The organism is Streptomyces sp. NPDC005141 (assembly GCF_053599975.1).
The window spans coordinates 13981-30615 of the sequence record NZ_JBSFYW010000013.1 but is presented as its reverse complement, the minus strand read 5'-3'; the positions used below and the strand labels follow the sequence as shown (position 1 = coordinate 30615).

Here is a 16635-nt window from a genome sequence, read left to right as displayed (position 1 = left end):
GGGCACAAGGGCGCACAGGTTCTGCACAGGCGTCCCATAATGCGTTCAGTAAACGCACGGTGAAATGCAGAAACTCCACTCAATTGCTCATCTTCCGCTGTGACTTGAGTCACAGGGGCCATATTTTGTTGACCCTGTGTACCGAGTGGGCAGCGCGCTGTGATTCAGTGGCGGGGGCGTTGCGCAGAAAGCTACCCAGCAGTACGGCGTGCGGCGGTTGATGCAGAGCGCCGAGTAGTCAGCACGGAACCGAAGAGCACCCAGTACGCCGAGAGAACCCTGGAGTTGCTGCGAGGTCTCGAGGGGAGGGCGAATGGAGACCGAGTCGGAGCCCTACGTCCGTCTTGCGACCCTGCGGCAGCTGCACCAGGTGATGGCGGACATGAACACGGCCCGCAGCCTGGCCGACACGCTGCAGACCGTCGCCGACGGTGTGGTCACCGGGCTCGGCTACGAGCTGGCGTGCGTGAACCTCGTACGCCCCGACGGCGACCTCGTCGTCGCCGCCTTCGCCGGGAACTCCGCCGCCGAGGCCCTCATCACCGGCCGCGTCGGCTCCCGCGCCTCCTGGGACCGCCGGCTGACCATGGGCGAGGCCTGGGGCGACCTCCGGTTCATACCGCACACCGAGGGCTGGGTCCTCGACGAGGACGACGTGCCGCAGTGGTACACCGACGGTCCCGCGCCCCGCTTCGAGGACGAGTGGCACCCCTCCGACCGCCTCTTCGCGCCGATGTACACCCCGAGCGTCTCCGGCGGCGGCCACGGCGAGCTGATCGGCGTGCTGTCGGTGGACCGGCCGCGCAACGGCCGAAGGCCCGGAGCCTGGGGCCGCGAGGCGCTCCAGATGTACGCCTTCCAGGCCGCGATCGCGATCAGCAACGCACGTCTACGCGCGAATATGCAGCGCGCCCTGGTCCGGCTGGAGCGTGAGCAGCAGGCGCTGCGCGCCAGCGAGGAGTCCTTCCGGCAGGCCTTCGAGTACGCCCCCTCCGGCATGGCGATCGCCGAGATGGGCGGCGACCAGCACGGCCGCATCCTGCGCACCAACGACGCCCTGTGCCGGCTCCTCGGCCGGCCCGCTTCGGCGATGCGCCGCTACTCCTTCTCCGACCTCGTGCACCCCGAGGACATCGGCACCCTGCTGCGGACCTCCGCCGAGGGCGGCAGGGCCGAGCTGCGGCTCGGGCGCCGCGACGGCACCTACGTCTGGGTCCATCTGCGCAACTCCGTCGTGGCGGACGCCGCCGACGGCCCCCGCTTCCTGCTCACCCATGTCGAGGACATCGAGGAGCGCAAGCGCCGTGAGCTCCAGCTCGCGCACCGCGCCTCGCACGACGCCCTCACCGGCCTGCCCAACTCCGCCGAGCTGCGCTCGCGGCTCAGCGCCCGTCTCTGCCGGCGCCCGCAGTCCCTGCCGCCCGGCGCGGTCGCCTCGCTGGACGCGGCGTACGGGCACGGGGACTTCGCGGAGCTGCCGGGAGGCGAGTACGACGGCAGCGGCCACCCCGCCTACGACGGGAGCGGGCACGGCTTCGACTTCCCCTCCGGCTCCGAGGCGTTCGACGCCTTCGACCACCATGTGCACACCATCGCGCCCGAGGGTGAGACGGACGACGGCACGAAGGGGCTCGCGGTGCTCTTCTGCGACCTCGACGGCTTCAAGTCGATCAACGACCGGTTCGGGCACAACGCGGGTGACGAGGTTCTCATCGAGGTCGCCCGGCGCCTCACCCACGGTGTCCGGGACGGTGACACGGTGGCCCGGCTCGGCGGCGACGAGTTCGTGGTGCTCGCCGACGGTCTCGGCCGGGCGGACGCCCAGGACCTCGCCGTACGCCTGCGGAACGCGATCATCCCTCCCATCAGGGTCGATGGACGGGCCGTCCGTGTGGGCGCGAGTTTCGGCATCGGATGGGCGCATTGCGGGATGACGGCGGACGAGGTGTTGAAATCCGCTGACGAACGGATGTACGTCGAGAAACGGTCTCGTCCCAAACAGCACAGGCGTGCGGGATAACGCGCAGGTCACTAGGTTGATGCGGAGAAGGCCCCCCGTTCGGCCCAGCCGGACCGGGTAGGCTCGCCCTTCATTCATGTACCGCATCTGTACCCGCACCCGCTGAGGAGACCAAGGGATGACGCCCGGCAACAACGGCGCGAGCACGCCCGAGGACGACGACCCGTTCGGCTATCTGTACGCCGACGGTCAGGCCAACGGAGCCACGCCGCCCTCTGGAGGCGGCGGCTACGGCTACCCGGGCTCGGTCAACCGGGTGCGGGCCGTCGGCGAGCGCAAGTACGGCCAGCAGACCGCTCAGGGCGCCTACGGCCAGCAGGCGCCCACCGCCCCGTACGGCCAGGTGCCGCAGCAGGGCGGCCACGGTCAGTCGAACGCGCACTACGCGGCCCCCGAGACCGTCCCCGGAGGCCCGCAGACGACGCGCTCGCCGATGCCCGGTCACGGTGACGGCGGCGGTCGCGGTCGCGGGCCCAACACCAAGGGCCTCCTCATCGGCGCGATCGCCGTGGTCGCGGCCGTCGTCATCGGCATCGGCATCGCGATGATGGGCGGCGACGGTGACGACGACAAGGGCGGCGACCAGGCGGGCTCGACCCCGTCGACCTCCCGGAGCGCGTCCCCGAGCAAGGAGCCCACGAAGGGCGCCGAGGATGTCGTGGAGCTCCCCAAGGTCGACGCGAAGGCGCTGAACCTGGGCGCGGGCGTGACGACTGCCTCGGACGTCAAGGGCGCCAAGGCGGACGGCGGTGTCTACGTCACGGGGTTCAACCACGCCGGCGCGTCGGTCACCTGGAACGTCAGCGGCATCAAGAAGGCCGGCAAGTACACGCTGTACGTCAACTACGGAGTGCCCGGCAAGGACGCCAACGCCACCCTCACGGTCAATGGCAAGTCCCAGGACCGCCCCCTCAACCTGAAGAACTTCGCCAGGGCCGCGGAGGGCGACTACGAGAAGGGCTGGACCAATACCTGGGGGGACATCATCCTCAACAAGGGCACCAACACGATTCAGATCTCGTGCGGTGAGGGTAACCAGTGCGACGTGAACTTCGACCAGCTCTGGTTGGAAGCAGGGTGGAAGTAGTCCGCTCGTGTGCAGACTCGGACCTGTCCACCGGGCCGGGTCACGCTGCCGTGGCGTCCTTGGTGACCGCGATCTGGTTCACCAGCGTCTCGTAGGCAGACCGGTCGAACTCGCCAGCCGCGGGGGCCAGTACGGTCGCCATGGACAGGGCCGCGGCCCGTGCCAGCCGGGCCGGCCAGGGAAGGTTCTCGACCAGGCCCGACAGCAGGCCCGCCACCGCCGAGTCGCCCGCGCCCGTGGGATTGCCGGGCACCCGGCGCGGCGGGGTGGCGCGCCAGTGGCCGTCGGGTGTGTGGGCGAGCAGCCCGTCCGGGCCGAGTGAGGCGACCACCGCGTGGGCGCCGCGCCGCCGGGCGTTGCGAGTGGCCTGCAACGGCTCGTGGGAGCCGGTGAGTTCGGCGAGTTCCTCGGCGTTCGGCTTGACGATGTCGGGTCGGGCGGCGACCCCCCGGCGCAGCGGCTCGCCACTGGTGTCCAGCAGGACCGGGACGGCCAGGGTGCGGGCGGTGCGGACGAGTTGGGCGTAGGCGCCCACCGGTACCCCCGGGGGCAGACTGCCGCACAGGGCCACCGCCGAGGCGGAGCGCAGCAGGTGCTCGTACGTCTCCTGGAACGCCGACCACTCGGCGGCGGATATCGCCGGTCCCGGTTCGTTGAGCTGGGTCGTGTCACCGGTGCTGGTGTCCACCACGGCTATCGTGCGGCGCGTCGATCCCTCCACGGGGACGAGCGCGTCCACCACCCCGGCCGTCCCGGTGAGCTGGTCCCGCACCGTGCGGCCCGTCGGGCCGCCCGTGAAACCGGTGACCGTCACCTCGTGCCCGAGCGCGGCGAGCACCCGCCCCACGTTCAGGCCCTTGCCGCCCGGACGTTCGGTCACTTCGGTCACCCGGTGCGAGCTGTGCGGCCGCAGCGCCCGCACGCGATAGGTGATGTCGAGAGCGGTGTTCAGTGTGACCGTGAGGATCACCTGGGCCGACCTCCCCCGAAGAGTTGTGTGACGTGCGCGCCGGTCCGGCGCCCGCCGATGGTTGCGGAGGTCTGATCATGCCAAAGACAACGGCGGTCGGCCCAGTCCCCCCGGGCCAACCGCCGTACGGCAACAAAGGTGTGAATCACCCCAGTTGGGGATCGACCACCCATTCGCCCCTGCGCATGACGCCCTTGAGCGCGAAGTCGGCGTCGAGAACCACGAGGTCCGCGTCCTTGCCCGGCTCCAGGGAGCCCACCCGGTCGTACACACCGAGCAGCCGGGCGGGGTTGGCGGAGATGGCCGCCACGATGTCCTCGACCGGCAGCCTGTCGACCGTGACGGCGCGCTGGAAGGCGCGGTCGAGGGTGAGGGTGGAGCCGGCGATCGAACCGCCCTCCACCAGGCGGGCGACGCCGTCCGCGACCTCGACCTCCAGCGGGCCGAGCATGTAGCGGCCGTCGCCGAAGCCCGCCGCATCCATCGCGTCGGTGATGAACGCGACCCGGCCCGGCCCCGCGTGATGGAACGCCAGCTCCAGCGAGGCGGGGTGCAGATGCGTACCGTCGTTGATCAGCTCGACCGTGATCCGCTCGTCCTCCAGGAGGGCGGCGATGGGGCCCGGGGTGCGGTGCCCGAGCGCCGGCATCGCGTTGAACAGGTGCGTCGCCACGGTGGCACCCGCGTCGATGGCCGCCTGCGTCTGCTCGTACGTCGCGTCGGTGTGCCCGATGGCGGCGATCACCCCGTGCTCGGCGAGCAGTCGCACGGAGTCGAGGCCGCCCGGCAGTTCGGGGGCGAGCGTGACCATGCTGGCCCGGCCGCGCGCCGCGTCGACGAGCTTGCGGACCTCCGCCGGGTCGGGGTCGCGCAGCAGTTCCTCGGAGTGGGCGCCCTTGCGGCACGGCGAGATGAACGGGCCCTCGAAGTGGATGCCCGCGAGGTCGCCCTGTTCGGCCAGTTCGGAGAGCATCCCGGCGCGCTCGGTGAGGCCGTGCATGTCACCGGTGACGGTCGAGGCGACGACGGTCGTGGTCCCGTGCAGACGGTGGGTGTGGATGCCCCGGAGGACGTCCTCGACCGTTCCCGAGGTGAAGGACGCGCCACCACCGCCGTGGTTGTGGATGTCGACGAAGCCGGGGACCAGCCAGTGGCCGGACAGGTCGGTCACGGGCGCGTCCGGGGGAGCCTCCCCGCCGGAGATCCGCGCACCGTCGATGATCACGCGGCCGTCGTGCACGATCCCGGTGGGCAGTACCACCCGGGCGCCGGCGAGAACCTTGCTAGGGGCCATCGGGTGGTTACCTCCGGGGAGTCGTAGAAGTGGTGTTCAGGAGGTCCCGGGCGAGGAGCCCGGCACCGAGGCATCCGGCGGTGTCCCCGAGAGCGGCGGGGACGATGGACGGCAGCTTCTGGAAGGTGACGCGTCGCTCGACCGCGGCCCGCAGGGGTGTGAACAAGGTTTCCCCCGCCTCGGCGAGGCCGCCACCGATGATCAGCGTGCGCGGGTCCAGGAGGGTGAGCGCGGTGACCAGCCCGTCGGCGAGCGCGTCGACGGCCTCCTGCCAGACGGCGCGCGCCCTCGGGTCGCCCGACTCGACGGCCTTGGCGCAGTCCGCCGCGTCCGCCTCCGGGTCCCCGGACGCCTCGGCCCAGGCCTGGCTGACGGCCGCCGCGGAGGCGAACCGTTCCAGACAGCCGCGCTGCCCGCACGGACACGGGGCCCCGCCGGGCCGTACGACGATATGGCCGATCTCGCCCGCGAAGCCGTGCGCGCCCTCCTCGACGCTGCCGTCGATGCCGATGGCGCCCGCTATGCCGGTGCCCAGCGGGACGAAGAGGAAGCGGTCCGCTCCCTGTCCGGCGCCGACGCGGCCCTCCGCGAGCCCGCCGGTGCGCACGTCGTGCCCGAGGGCGACGGGTATGCCACCGAGGCGCTCGCCGAGCAGCCGGCGCAGCGGGACGTCGCGCCAGCCGAGGTTGGCGGCGTAGACCGCGATGCCGTGCCGGGTGTCGACGATGCCGGGGACGGCGACGCCGGCGGCCAGGGCGCTCTCGCCGAAGTGCTTCTCGCCGTGGGCGCGCAGTTCGGCGGCGAAGTCGAGGATGCCTTCGACGACAGCGTCGGGCCCGCGCTCACGGCCGGTCGCCCGGCGGGCCTGGTGCAGCAGCGCGGGGGGCCCGGAGGCCCGCTGCGGCGGCACGTCGGGGCGGTCCGCGGACGGTTCGGTGTCCACCCCGACGAGGGCGGCCTTCATCCCGGTGCCGCCCACATCGAGGGCGATGACATGTCTCACGGGGGACAGTGTCGCCCCTTACCCCTAGAGAGGTCTAGTCCACTCACGTGGTGTAGACCTTGTATCCGCATGCCGAGACGGGTGCAACGGACGCAGAAGCAAAGAAGCAGCCGATACGGCTCAGGGGTTGGGGAGTACCAGCGGTGCAGCGGCGCAGGACAGGAACGATCGCGGCGATCTCGGTTCTCGGCATGACGGCGGTCCTCGCGGGCTGCGGCGGCCCGGGCGGCGACTCCTCGGACGTGACGCTGAGACTCGTGGCCGCCGACTACGGCACCTCCAAGTCCAACAGCTCCCAGAAGTACTGGGACGACCTCGCCGAGGACTACGAGGCCGGCCACCCGGGGATCAAGGTCGAGGTCAGCGTCCACCCCTGGACCGACGTGGACCGCAAGGTCAAGGAGATGGTCGCGGCGGGCCACGCCCCGGACATGGCGCAGATCGGCGCCTACGCCGACTACGCCGCGGAGGGCCGTCTCTACAAGGTCGAGGACCTGCTCTCCATACCTGTTCAGGCCGACTTCGTCCCGGAACTCGCCGACGCGGGGCAGACGGACCGGACGCAGTACGGCATGCCGTTCGCCGCGTCCACGCGCCTGCTCTTCTTCAACAAGGCCCTGTTCTCCGAGGCCGGCATCACCCCGCCCCGGACCTGGAGCGAGCTCGCGGCGGACGCCGGGGCGCTCAAGGCCAAGGGTGTGAAGTTCCCCTACGCGCTGCCGCTCGGCCCCGAGGAGGCGCAGGCGGAGACCATGCAGTGGCTGCTGAGCGGAGGGAACGGGTACACGGACGACGTCGACTCGTACTCCATCGACTCTCCGCAGAACATCCACACGGTCACCTGGCTCAAGGACGAACTGGTCGGCAAGGGGCTCACCGGACCCGTCGCACCTGCCAAGCTGAACCGTGCGGCCGCCTTCTCGGCGTTCACCCGCGGTGAGGTCGGGATGCTCGTCGGACACCCCACTCTGATGAAGCAGGCCGCCGCCGAGGGCGTGAAGTTCGGCATGGTGCCGATGCCCGGCGTCGACGGCAGGTCCAAGGCCACCATGGGTGTCGCCGACTGGATGATGGCCTTCAAGAAGAACGGCCACGGCGAGCAGGTCGGCGACTTCCTCGACTTCGTCTACCAGGACAAGAACGTCCTCGCCTTCTCCCGCGAGTACGACCTGCTGCCGGTCACCTCCTCCGCGTCCGACGCGATGGTGTCCGACCCGGACGACGCGGACCTGGAGCCCTTCCTCGCCGAGCTTCCCTCCTCGGTGCTCTACCCGGTCGGCAAGACCTCCTGGGCCGGCGTCAGCGCCGACGTCAAGAGCGGGATCGCCAAGGCCGTGAGCCCGAACGGCGACCCGGCCGAGATCCTCGGCTCCCTGCAGACCAACGCCACCATGGCGGACAGCGGCTACTAGGACAGGCCCGGTCCCGGTCCCGGTCCCGTTCCCGGTCTCCGGCTCGGCGCTGTCGGTGCCGAGGGCTACCGTGCTGTTCATGGAAGAGCTGCCCGCGCGTGAACGGAGCATCCTCGCCCTGGAGCGCCGCGGCTTTCCCGGCCCCGGCGCCAAGGAGCGCGCCGTACGAGAACAGCTGGGCCTGGCCCCGGTCCGCTACTACCAGCTGCTCAACGCGCTGCTGGACGACCCGAGGGCCCTGGCGCACGACCCGGTGACGGTGAACAGGCTGCGCAGGGTGCGGGAGGCCCGCCGGGCGGAGCGGTGAGACCGGGGCCTTCGGGCGGGGCGGTCCGGTGGGACCGGGCGTCCCGGCGGGGCGGATCGGTCGGGCCGGGCATTCGGCCCGGTGGAGCCGTCGGAGCGAGGCATTCCGGCCGGGCGGGTGGCCCGCTCGGCCATGAGCCATGGGTGTGCCCGCCCCCACCCGGATAGGGTCGTCCCATGGGCAGCCACCCCGAATCCAAGGATCCCTTGCCGGCCCCGGTGACCCCCGCCGGGCGCGACGCTCTCGACGCGATCCTCACCCGCCCCACCCGGACGGTCGTCGCACTCGACTTCGACGGGACCCTCGCCCCCATCGTCCCCGACCCCGACCAGGCCCGTGCGCACCCCGACGCGGTCCCCGCCCTCGCGGCACTCGCTCCCAAGGTCGCCTCGATCGCCGTGGTCACCGGCCGTCCGGCCGGTGTGGCCGTACGCCACGGCGGCTTCGCGGGCGTCCCCGGACTGGAGCACCTCGTCGTCCTCGGCCACTACGGCGCCGAGCGCTGGGACGCGGTGAGCGGCACGGTCACCGCCCCCGCCCCGCACCCCGGTGTGGCCGCCGTCCGCGCCGAACTGCCGGGATTCCTCGACAGGATCGGCGCCTGGCAGGGCACCTGGATCGAGGAGAAGGGCCGTGCGGTCGCCGTGCACACGCGCCGCGCCGCGGACCCGCAGGCCGCCTTCGAGGCGCTCCGTGAGCCGCTGGCCGAGCTGGCCACCCGGCACGGCCTGATCGTCGAGCCGGGCCGCATGGTCCTGGAGCTGCGTCCGCCGGGCATGGACAAGGGCGTCGCCCTCCTGGAGTACGTCCGGGAGGTCGGCGCCGAGGCCGTCCTCTACGCGGGTGACGACCTGGGCGACCTGCCCGCCTTCGCCGCCGTCGACAAGCTCCGCTCCGACGGTGTCCCCGGACTCCTGGTGTGCAGCGGCAGCTCCGAGGTCGGCGAGCTCGCCGAGCGGGCGGACCTGGTGGTCGACGGCCCGCCCGGAGTCGTAAGGCTGCTCGCCGCTCTCGCCGCCCGACTCGACTGACCGGAACGGACGCCGGACGGGCGGCCGGACACCGGGATCGTGCGGTGGTCCGGCCCGCTCCCGGTCGCCGGCCGGGCTTCCCCGGTCACCGCCACGGCCGCGCGCACGGATGAACCGGCGTGCGGCCGGGCGTCGTTCAGCGTTCCAGTGCGCGCAGCTGGTCGAGGAACCACTGGGCCGGCGGCAGAGCGGTGGCCGCGGCGGCCAACCGCTTGGTGCGCTCGGCCCGTTCACCCGGCTGCATGGTCAACGCCTCGTGCAGCGCCCGTGCGGTACCGATCACGTCGTACGGGTTCACGGAGATCGCGTCCTCGCCCAGTTCCTCGTACGCCCCGGCCTCCCGCGAGAGCACCAGCACACAGCCCTCGTCGGAGACGACCGGGATCTCCTTGGCGACGAGGTTCATGCCGTCCCTGATGGGGTTGACGAGAGCGACGTCGGCCAGCCGGTACGCGGCGAGCGAGCGCGCGAAGTCGTCCTTGACGTGCAACACCACCGGGGTCCAACCAGGCGTCCCGTACTGGGAGTTGATCTCGTCGGCCACACGCTGCACCTCGGCCGTGTACTCCCGGTACACCGCGAGGTCCTGCCGTGACGGGTAGGCGAAGGCCACATGGACCACCCGCTCGCGCCACTCCGGGTGGTCGTCGAGCAGCTGCCGGTACGCCAGCAGTCCCCGCACGATGTTCTTGGACAGCTCGGTCCGGTCGACGCGCACGACGGTCCTGCGGCCCTCGCCGATCTCCGTGCGCAGCGCGGCCATCCGTTCCTCGACGTCCTCCCGGTGGGAGCGTTCGCGCAGGAACTCGGCGTCCGCGCCGAGGCCGTGCACGCCGACGAGGGTCTCGCGCACGGGCGGCCGGGCGCCGTCCAGGTGCTCGATCGCCCGGGGGGCGCCCGAGGGCCAGGTCGCGGCGTAGCGCTCGGGGTCGGCTTCCTCCGCGCAGCGCATGAAGGCCGTCGCCCATCGCCAGGTCAGGAACGCCACCCGGTCCGCGCCGAGCATGCCGCCCACGAGTTCCGCCCGGATGTCGTCGGGGAGCATCCGGAAGTAGTCCTCGGGCGCCCACGGCGTGTGGGAGAAGTGGCCGATGCGCAGGTCGGGGCGCAGCTCGCGGAGCATCCCCGGCACCAGACACAGGTGGTAGTCCTGGACCAGCACCGCCGCTCCCTCGGAGGCCTCCTCGGCCAGCGCCTCGGCGAAGGCGCGGTTGTAGGTCCGGTACGCGGCCCACTGGCGCCGGAACTCCGCGTCGAAGACCGGCTCCAGCGGGGTCTGGTACAGCATGTGGTGGACGAACCACAGCACGGAGTTGGCGATGCCGTTGTAGGCGTCGGCGTGCACCTCGGCGTCGATGGCCAGCATCCGCACGCCGTCCTCGCCGACTCCGCGCGCGACGGCCTCCCGGTCGCCGTCGCCGAGGGCCGAGCACACCCATAGGGCGTCCGCGTCGGGCCCGATCGCGGAGAGGCCCGAGACGAGGCCGCCGCCGCCGCGCCGGGCGTGCAGCGAACCGTCCTCCCGTACCTCGTAGGTGATCGGGCCGCGGTTGGACGCGACCAGAATCCGGTGGGCACCGTGCGTTGAAGCCATGCCTCGAAACCTAGCCCCGTGTCGAAACGCTCAAACGTTCCCTTCGGCCGTATGCGATCGCGGGCCGGGAGGGCTGGTCTACGCGGCTTTGCGCCGCTGGTACTCGGAGATTTCGCTCATCGGGGGCCTTTCCTCCGTGTCCACCGAGTACGTGCGCGGCTGGAAACCGTCCCGGCCGCGCTCGAACTGGGTGAGGGCGGGACGGATCAGGTGACCGCGGGCCAGCCGGAGCTGGGCGGTGCGGTAGATCGCGGCGGCCATCCGGCCCAGGGCCTGGCCGTCCTGGTGGCGGTGCTTGCGGACACCGACGTCGACCTGGGCGAGGGCGTCCAGGCCCACCAGGTGCAGGGCGTCGACGAGCATGCCCAGTTCCACGCCGTAGCCGACGGGGAACGGGAGCTGTTCGAGCAGGGAGCGACGGGCCGCGTACTCGCCGCCGAGCGGCTGGACGAAGCCCGCGAGCTGCGGCCAGTGCATGTTCAGCAGGGGGCGGGCCATCAGCTCGGTGACCCGGCCGCCCTGTCCCGAGGCGCCGCCCAGGGGGCGGTCGTACATGGCCTTGACCAGATCGACACCGGGGTCGGTGAGCAGCGGGCCCACGATTCCGATGACGAAGTCGGACGAGAACTCCCTGAGGTCCGCGTCGATGAAACAGACGATGTCCCCGCTCGTCACGAGCAGCGACCGCCACAGCACCTCGCCCTTGCCGGGCACCGCGGGGATCCGCGGGAGGATGTCGTCGCGGTGCACGACTCTCGCGCCCGCGGCCGCGGCGACCGCGGAGGTGCGGTCGGTCGAGCCCGAGTCGACGACGACGATCTCGTCGACGAGCGGCACCTGCTGCATCAGGTCGTGGCGGATGATCGCGACGATCTCGCCGACCGTCTCCTCCTCGTTGAGCGCGGGCAGCACGACGCTGACCGTCGACCCGGTCGAGCGTTTCGCGGCCATGAGCTTGTGGAGCGGGCGGTCGGTCAGGGACCAGGAGCGTGTGCTCAGCCAGCTTTCGACGTCTTTCAGCACGGTCTGCGGCTCCTCACTGTCTGATCACACGCTCTCATCAGCGTGCCCGCTGCGGCCAGCGGCAGATGGATTGCCGTCGTCTCGCGGTTCGGACGACTATCTCAACTGTCCTGGCCTTCGGTTACAGTCTTGAACAACGCGGATGACCATCGCATGTCCTGGATCATCGCCGCGTATCGTGTTCAACAGTTCAACAATCAAATACCGCTCATCCAGAGGGGCAGAGGGATACGGCCCGATGAAGCCCCGGCAACCCTCCAGCCGGTCTCGTACCGATCGATGTCGATCGCGTCGCGAGGCTCCCGGCTCGGGAAGGTGCCAAATCCGTCTCACGGCGAAGTGCGTCGTGAGGAAGATGAGGAAAGGGCCTCGCCTCCATGGCTGCGCAGACAGTTGCAAGTACCACGAACTCCGCCGAAGCGGTGGACCTCGGCCCGGCAGCGGCGCTCTCCTGCCGCGAGTGCGGACACCGCGTCCCGCTCGGCCCGGTCTTCGCCTGCGAGGAGTGTTTCGGCCCGCTGGAGATCGCCTACGACTTCTCGGCCTACGAGACCGAAGAACTCCGCAAGCGCATCGAAGCGGGACCCGCGAACATCTGGCGCTACGCGCCCCTCCTGCCCGTCCCCGCGGACGTGGCGCAGAAGCCGAACATCAACCCCGGCTGGACCAAGCTCGTCCAGGCCGACAATCTGGCCCGCGAGCTCGGCGTCGACGCCGGCAAGCTCTTCGTCAAGGACGACTCCGGCAACCCGACGCACTCCTTCAAGGACCGCGTCGTCGCCCAGGCCATCGAAGCGGCCCGCGTCTTCGGCTTCACCACCCTCTCCTGCTCCTCCACGGGCAACCTCGCCGGTGCCGTGGGCGCCGCGGCGGCCCGCGCCGGCTTCCGCTCCTGCGTGTTCATCCCGCACGACCTGGAGCAGGGCAAGGTCGTCATGGCCGCGGTCTACGGCGGCGAGCTCGTCGGCATCCAGGGCAACTACGACGACGTGAACCGCTTCTGCTCCGAGCTGATCGGTGACCCGGCCGGCGAGGGCTGGGGCTTCGTCAACGTCAACCTGCGGCCGTACTACGCCGAGGGCTCCAAGACGCTGGCGTACGAGATCTGCGAGCAGCTCGGCTGGCGGCTCCCCGACCAGCTGGTCGTGCCGATCGCCTCCGGCTCCCAGCTCACGAAGATCGACAAGGGTCTGCAGGAGCTGATCAAGCTCGGGCTCGTCGAGGACAAGCCGTACAAGATCTTCGGCGCCCAGGCCGAGGGCTGCTCCCCGGTGTCCGTCGCCTACAAGGCCGGCCACGACGTCGTACGTCCGCAGAAGCCGGACACCATCGCCAAGTCGCTCGCCATCGGCAACCCCGCGGACGGGCCGTACGTGCTCGACATCGCGCGGCGCACCGGCGGTGCCGTGGAGGACGTGAACGACGAGCAGATCGTCGACGCGATCAAGCTGCTCGCACGCACCGAGGGCATCTTCGCGGAGACGGCCGGCGGCGTGACCGTCGGCGTCACCCGCAAGCTGATCGAGAACGGTCTCCTCGACCCGACCCTGACCACGGTCGTGCTGAACACCGGCGACGGCCTCAAGACTCTGGACGCGGTGGCCTCGGACACCGGGCTGACCGCGACCATCCGCCCGAACCTCGACTCCTTCCGAGAGGCTGGCCTCGCATCATGAGCGTCAACGTCCGCATCCCCACCATCCTGCGCACCTACACCGGGGGCGCCGCCGAGGTGACGGCCGAGGGCACGACCCTCGCCGAGGTCATCGCCGACCTGGAGAAGAACCACACGGGCATCGCCGCGCGCGTTCTGGACGACCAGGGCAAGCTGCGCCGCTTCGTCAACGTGTACGTCAACGACGACGACGTCAGGTTCGAGCAGGGCCTGGAGACGGCGACCCCGGACGGTGTGGGCGTCTCGATCATTCCGGCCGTCGCCGGGGGCTGATCGTTACCCTCGGTAATGCCGAACACGCTGAGTTCATCGAATTGCCCCCTCCGTGAGAGAAACGGAGGGGGCAATTCTGTATGGTTGAGCGCGCTACAGTTGGGGAAGTCGCTTCGCTTTCGATGTTGGTTTCATGCCGGACGCATATGAGTTCTCGCCCGGCATCCGACAAGAAGTAGCCAAAGTACCCCGCCTTTTTGAGCCTTTTATGGCATTTACGGGGCCCGACTTGCCCTGAATCCTTGCACATTCTCCGCATATCCGTGATCGGCCATGCCCAGAATTCTCGTCCGATTGACCTGTTGCAGACGGCAGTTGGACAGATACATTCAGCCGCGGTCGACGCGTTCCGGCGCACACCCCCAACCGTTGGGGGGTGAGGTCTGACCCGGATCCGCGAAGTGTGGATCTGTGCAAGGGCCAGTAATAGGGGAGTTAGGCATGGCTCAGGGCACCGTCAAGTGGTTCAACGCGGAGAAGGGGTACGGCTTCATCGCGGTCGACGGTGGTGCGGACGTCTTCGTGCACTACAGCGCGATTCAGATGGACGGCTACCGCACCCTTGAAGAGGGTCAGCGAGTGGAGTTCGAAATCTCGCAGGGCCAGAAGGGTCCGCAGGCGGACATGGTCAAACTCGCCGTCTGATCCGGGCGCGAACGGCCACCGACGCACTCACGCCGAGGGGCCCGCATCCCACCAGGGATGCGGGCCCCTCGTGCGTCCCCGGCCGTCTTCCGGGGTCCCCTGTCTGTCTCGCCAAGTCTTGTGCGCGCCCGCGAGCGCGCCCCGTGCGGGCGCCGCGTGTGCGCTCCGCCAGGGGCCCGTTTTCAGGAGAGGCGCTTGCACTCGCAGGGGTCGAGTGCTAATCATTGGCGTTAGCACTCTCCCAGTGAGAGTGACAGAACTTGGATCGGGTCAGCGAGGCCCGCGGGCCTGTGGGGCAAGGAACCACAAGGCTTGCAGGCCGTCCGTCGCGGGCGCGGGCACGATCCGGAGCAATCCACCCCGTCCGGGAGGACCACTTCACATGGCCAAGATCATCGCGTTCAACGAGGAGGCACGGCGCGGTCTCGAGCGCGGGATGAACCAGCTCGCTGACGCCGTCAAGGTCACCCTCGGCCCCAAGGGCCGTAACGTCGTCCTCGAGAAGAAGTGGGGCGCCCCCACGATCACCAACGATGGTGTTTCCATCGCCAAGGAGATCGAGCTCGAGGACCCGTACGAGAAGATCGGCGCCGAGCTGGTCAAGGAAGTCGCCAAGAAGACGGACGACGTCGCCGGCGACGGTACGACCACGGCGACCGTGCTGGCCCAGGCGCTCGTGCGCGAGGGTCTGCGCAACGTCGCCGCCGGCGCCAACCCGATGGCCCTCAAGCGCGGTATCGAGAAGGCCGTCGAGGCCGTCTCCGGTGCCCTGCTCGAGCAGGCCAAGGATGTCGAGACCAAGGAGCAGATCGCTTCCACGGCCTCCATCTCCGCCGCCGACACCCAGATCGGCGAGCTCATCGCCGAGGCGATGGACAAGGTCGGCAAGGAAGGCGTCATCACCGTCGAGGAGTCCCAGACCTTCGGTCTGGAGCTGGAACTCACCGAGGGTATGCGCTTCGACAAGGGCTACATCTCGGCGTACTTCGCCACCGACATGGAGCGTATGGAGGCCGTCCTCGACGACCCGTACATCCTGATCGCGAACTCCAAGATCGCGAACGTCAAGGACCTGCTCCCGCTCCTCGAGAAGGTCATGCAGGGCGGCAAGCCGCTGCTGATCATCGCCGAGGACGTCGAGGGCGAGGCCCTGTCGACCCTGGTCGTCAACAAGATCCGTGGCACCTTCAAGTCCGTCGCCGTCAAGGCTCCGGGCTTCGGTGACCGCCGCAAGGCCATGCTCGGCGACATCGCCATCCTCACGGGCGGCGAGGTCATCTCCGAGGAGGTCGGCCTCAAGCTGGAGAACGCGGGTCTGGACCTGCTGGGCCGTGCCCGCAAGGTCGTCATCACCAAGGACGAGACCACGATCGTCGACGGCTCCGGCTCTGCCGACCAGGTCGCCGGCCGTGTGAACCAGATCCGTGCCGAGATCGAGAACTCGGACTCGGACTACGACCGCGAGAAGCTCCAGGAGCGTCTGGCGAAGCTGGCCGGCGGCGTGGCCGTCATCAAGGCCGGTGCCGCCACCGAGGTCGAGCTCAAGGAGCGCAAGCACCGCATCGAGGACGCCGTTCGCAACGCGAAGGCGGCCGTCGAGGAGGGCATCGTCGCCGGTGGTGGCGTGGCCCTGCTCCAGGCTTCCTCGGTCTTCGAGAAGCTCGAGCTCACGGGTGACGAGGCGACCGGCGCCAACGCCGTGAAGCTCGCCCTGGAGGCCCCGCTCAAGCAGATCGCCGTCAACGGTGGTCTCGAGGGTGGCGTCATCGTCGAGAAGGTGCGCAACCTGCCCGTCGGCCACGGCCTGAACGCCGCGACCGGTGAGTACGTCGACATGATCGCCGAAGGCATCATCGACCCGGCGAAGGTGACCCGCTCTGCTCTGCAGAACGCCGCCTCCATCGCCGCGCTGTTCCTCACCACCGAGGCCGTCATCGCCGACAAGCCGGAGAAGGCCGCTGCGGGCGGCGCTCCGGGCGGCATGCCGGGCGGTGACATGGACTTCTGATCGACCCCGGTCGATCATCGTCCTGACGTTCCGAGGGCGGCACCTTCCCGCGAGGGAGGGTGCCGCCCTCGGGCGTTTTTTTGTGTTCCCGCGCTTCAGGCACCGCGCCACGAGGGCTCCGTGGCGCCGGACGCCTTCCGCGGACGTGGCCCGGATCACAGCGGCAGGTGCGGGAGCGGCGGAATGCCGCGCCCGGCGGTGCGGTTGACCCGGACAGGCAGTCGATGCATGTGCACATACCGCACGGAATCTCCTGCCTCGCCGACCGCACGACGTCATACCGACCACCTCGC

Annotated in this window: 14 protein-coding genes and 1 riboswitch; of the genes, 9 read left to right on the top strand and 5 right to left on the bottom strand. The window is 70.2% G+C overall.

Annotation, left to right across the window (positions count from 1 at the left end; all coding sequences use genetic code 11):
• Positions 1–313: 313 nt before the first annotated feature.
• Both cdgB and ACWD68_RS12960 read left to right on the top strand, forming a co-directional pair.
• Positions 314–2020, top strand: coding sequence for a diguanylate cyclase CdgB (gene cdgB, locus ACWD68_RS12965; protein WP_451806478.1), 1707 nt, complete (start codon positions 314–316; stop codon positions 2018–2020).
• A 118-nt stretch (positions 2021–2138) separates the two neighbouring features.
• Positions 2139–3107 carry a CBM35 domain-containing protein gene (locus tag ACWD68_RS12960; RefSeq protein WP_451806477.1) on the top strand — a complete coding sequence of 323 codons (969 nt, stop codon included), beginning with the start codon at positions 2139–2141 and terminating at the stop codon, positions 3105–3107.
• A gap of 40 nt (positions 3108–3147) precedes the next feature.
• On the opposite strand, the gene ACWD68_RS12955 is transcribed toward ACWD68_RS12960, so the two are convergent.
• The 3 genes from ACWD68_RS12955 to ACWD68_RS12945 form a co-directional block, all read right to left on the bottom strand.
• Positions 3148–4077, bottom strand: coding sequence for a 1-phosphofructokinase family hexose kinase (locus tag ACWD68_RS12955; RefSeq protein ID WP_451806476.1), 930 nt, complete (start codon positions 4075–4077; stop codon positions 3148–3150).
• Between the two features lie 145 nt (positions 4078–4222).
• Entirely contained in the window at positions 4223–5371 is a 1149-nt protein-coding gene (gene nagA / locus ACWD68_RS12950) for an N-acetylglucosamine-6-phosphate deacetylase (protein ID WP_451806475.1), read from the bottom strand.
• Positions 5372–5378: 7 nt separating this feature from the next.
• Positions 5379–6374, bottom strand: coding sequence for an ROK family protein (locus tag ACWD68_RS12945; protein ID WP_451806474.1), 996 nt, complete (start codon positions 6372–6374; stop codon positions 5379–5381).
• A gap of 143 nt (positions 6375–6517) precedes the next feature.
• On the opposite strand from ACWD68_RS12945, the gene ACWD68_RS12940 reads away from it, so the two are divergent.
• The 3 genes from ACWD68_RS12940 (at position 6518) to otsB (ending at position 9124) form a co-directional block, all read left to right on the top strand.
• On the top strand, positions 6518–7786 hold the full coding sequence (locus ACWD68_RS12940; protein ID WP_451806473.1) for an ABC transporter substrate-binding protein: 1269 nt from the start codon (positions 6518–6520) through the stop codon (positions 7784–7786).
• Between the two features lie 79 nt (positions 7787–7865).
• Complete coding sequence (locus ACWD68_RS12935) at positions 7866–8093, top strand: DUF3263 domain-containing protein (protein ID WP_389503445.1); 228 nt, start codon at positions 7866–7868, stop codon at positions 8091–8093.
• Positions 8094–8269: 176 nt separating this feature from the next.
• A complete protein-coding gene (gene otsB, locus ACWD68_RS12930; RefSeq protein ID WP_451806472.1) occupies positions 8270–9124 on the top strand; it encodes a trehalose-phosphatase in 855 nt (284 codons plus the stop codon).
• Positions 9125–9260: 136 nt separating this feature from the next.
• Here the strand turns inward: otsB and ACWD68_RS12925 are convergent, their stop codons facing one another.
• On the bottom strand, positions 9261–10718 hold the full coding sequence (locus tag ACWD68_RS12925) for an alpha,alpha-trehalose-phosphate synthase (UDP-forming) (RefSeq protein WP_451806471.1): 1458 nt from the start codon (positions 10716–10718) through the stop codon (positions 9261–9263).
• Between the two features lie 78 nt (positions 10719–10796).
• Positions 10797–11741, bottom strand: a complete 945-nt coding sequence (locus tag ACWD68_RS12920) for a glucosyl-3-phosphoglycerate synthase (protein ID WP_451806470.1) — start codon at positions 11739–11741, stop codon at positions 10797–10799.
• A gap of 205 nt (positions 11742–11946) precedes the next feature.
• Positions 11947–12103: riboswitch (SAM riboswitch) on the top strand.
• A gap of 15 nt (positions 12104–12118) precedes the next feature.
• On the opposite strand from ACWD68_RS12920, the gene thrC reads away from it, so the two are divergent.
• The 4 genes from thrC to groL all read left to right on the top strand — a co-directional run bounded on the left by thrC (position 12119) and on the right by groL (position 16342).
• On the top strand, positions 12119–13417 hold the full coding sequence (gene thrC / locus ACWD68_RS12915; RefSeq protein ID WP_451806469.1) for a threonine synthase: 1299 nt from the start codon (positions 12119–12121) through the stop codon (positions 13415–13417).
• Positions 13414–13689 (top strand): MoaD/ThiS family protein, encoded by a 276-nt coding sequence (locus ACWD68_RS12910; RefSeq protein WP_451806468.1) that lies wholly within the window; start codon positions 13414–13416, stop codon positions 13687–13689. The genes thrC and ACWD68_RS12910 overlap by 4 nt, the downstream gene beginning before the upstream one ends.
• A 441-nt stretch (positions 13690–14130) precedes the next feature.
• Positions 14131–14334, top strand: coding sequence for a cold-shock protein (locus ACWD68_RS12905; RefSeq protein WP_005315736.1), 204 nt, complete (start codon positions 14131–14133; stop codon positions 14332–14334).
• A gap of 382 nt (positions 14335–14716) precedes the next feature.
• Positions 14717–16342 carry a chaperonin GroEL gene (gene groL, locus ACWD68_RS12900; RefSeq protein ID WP_385707121.1) on the top strand — a complete coding sequence of 542 codons (1626 nt, stop codon included), beginning with the start codon at positions 14717–14719 and terminating at the stop codon, positions 16340–16342.
• Positions 16343–16635 lie beyond the last annotated feature (293 nt).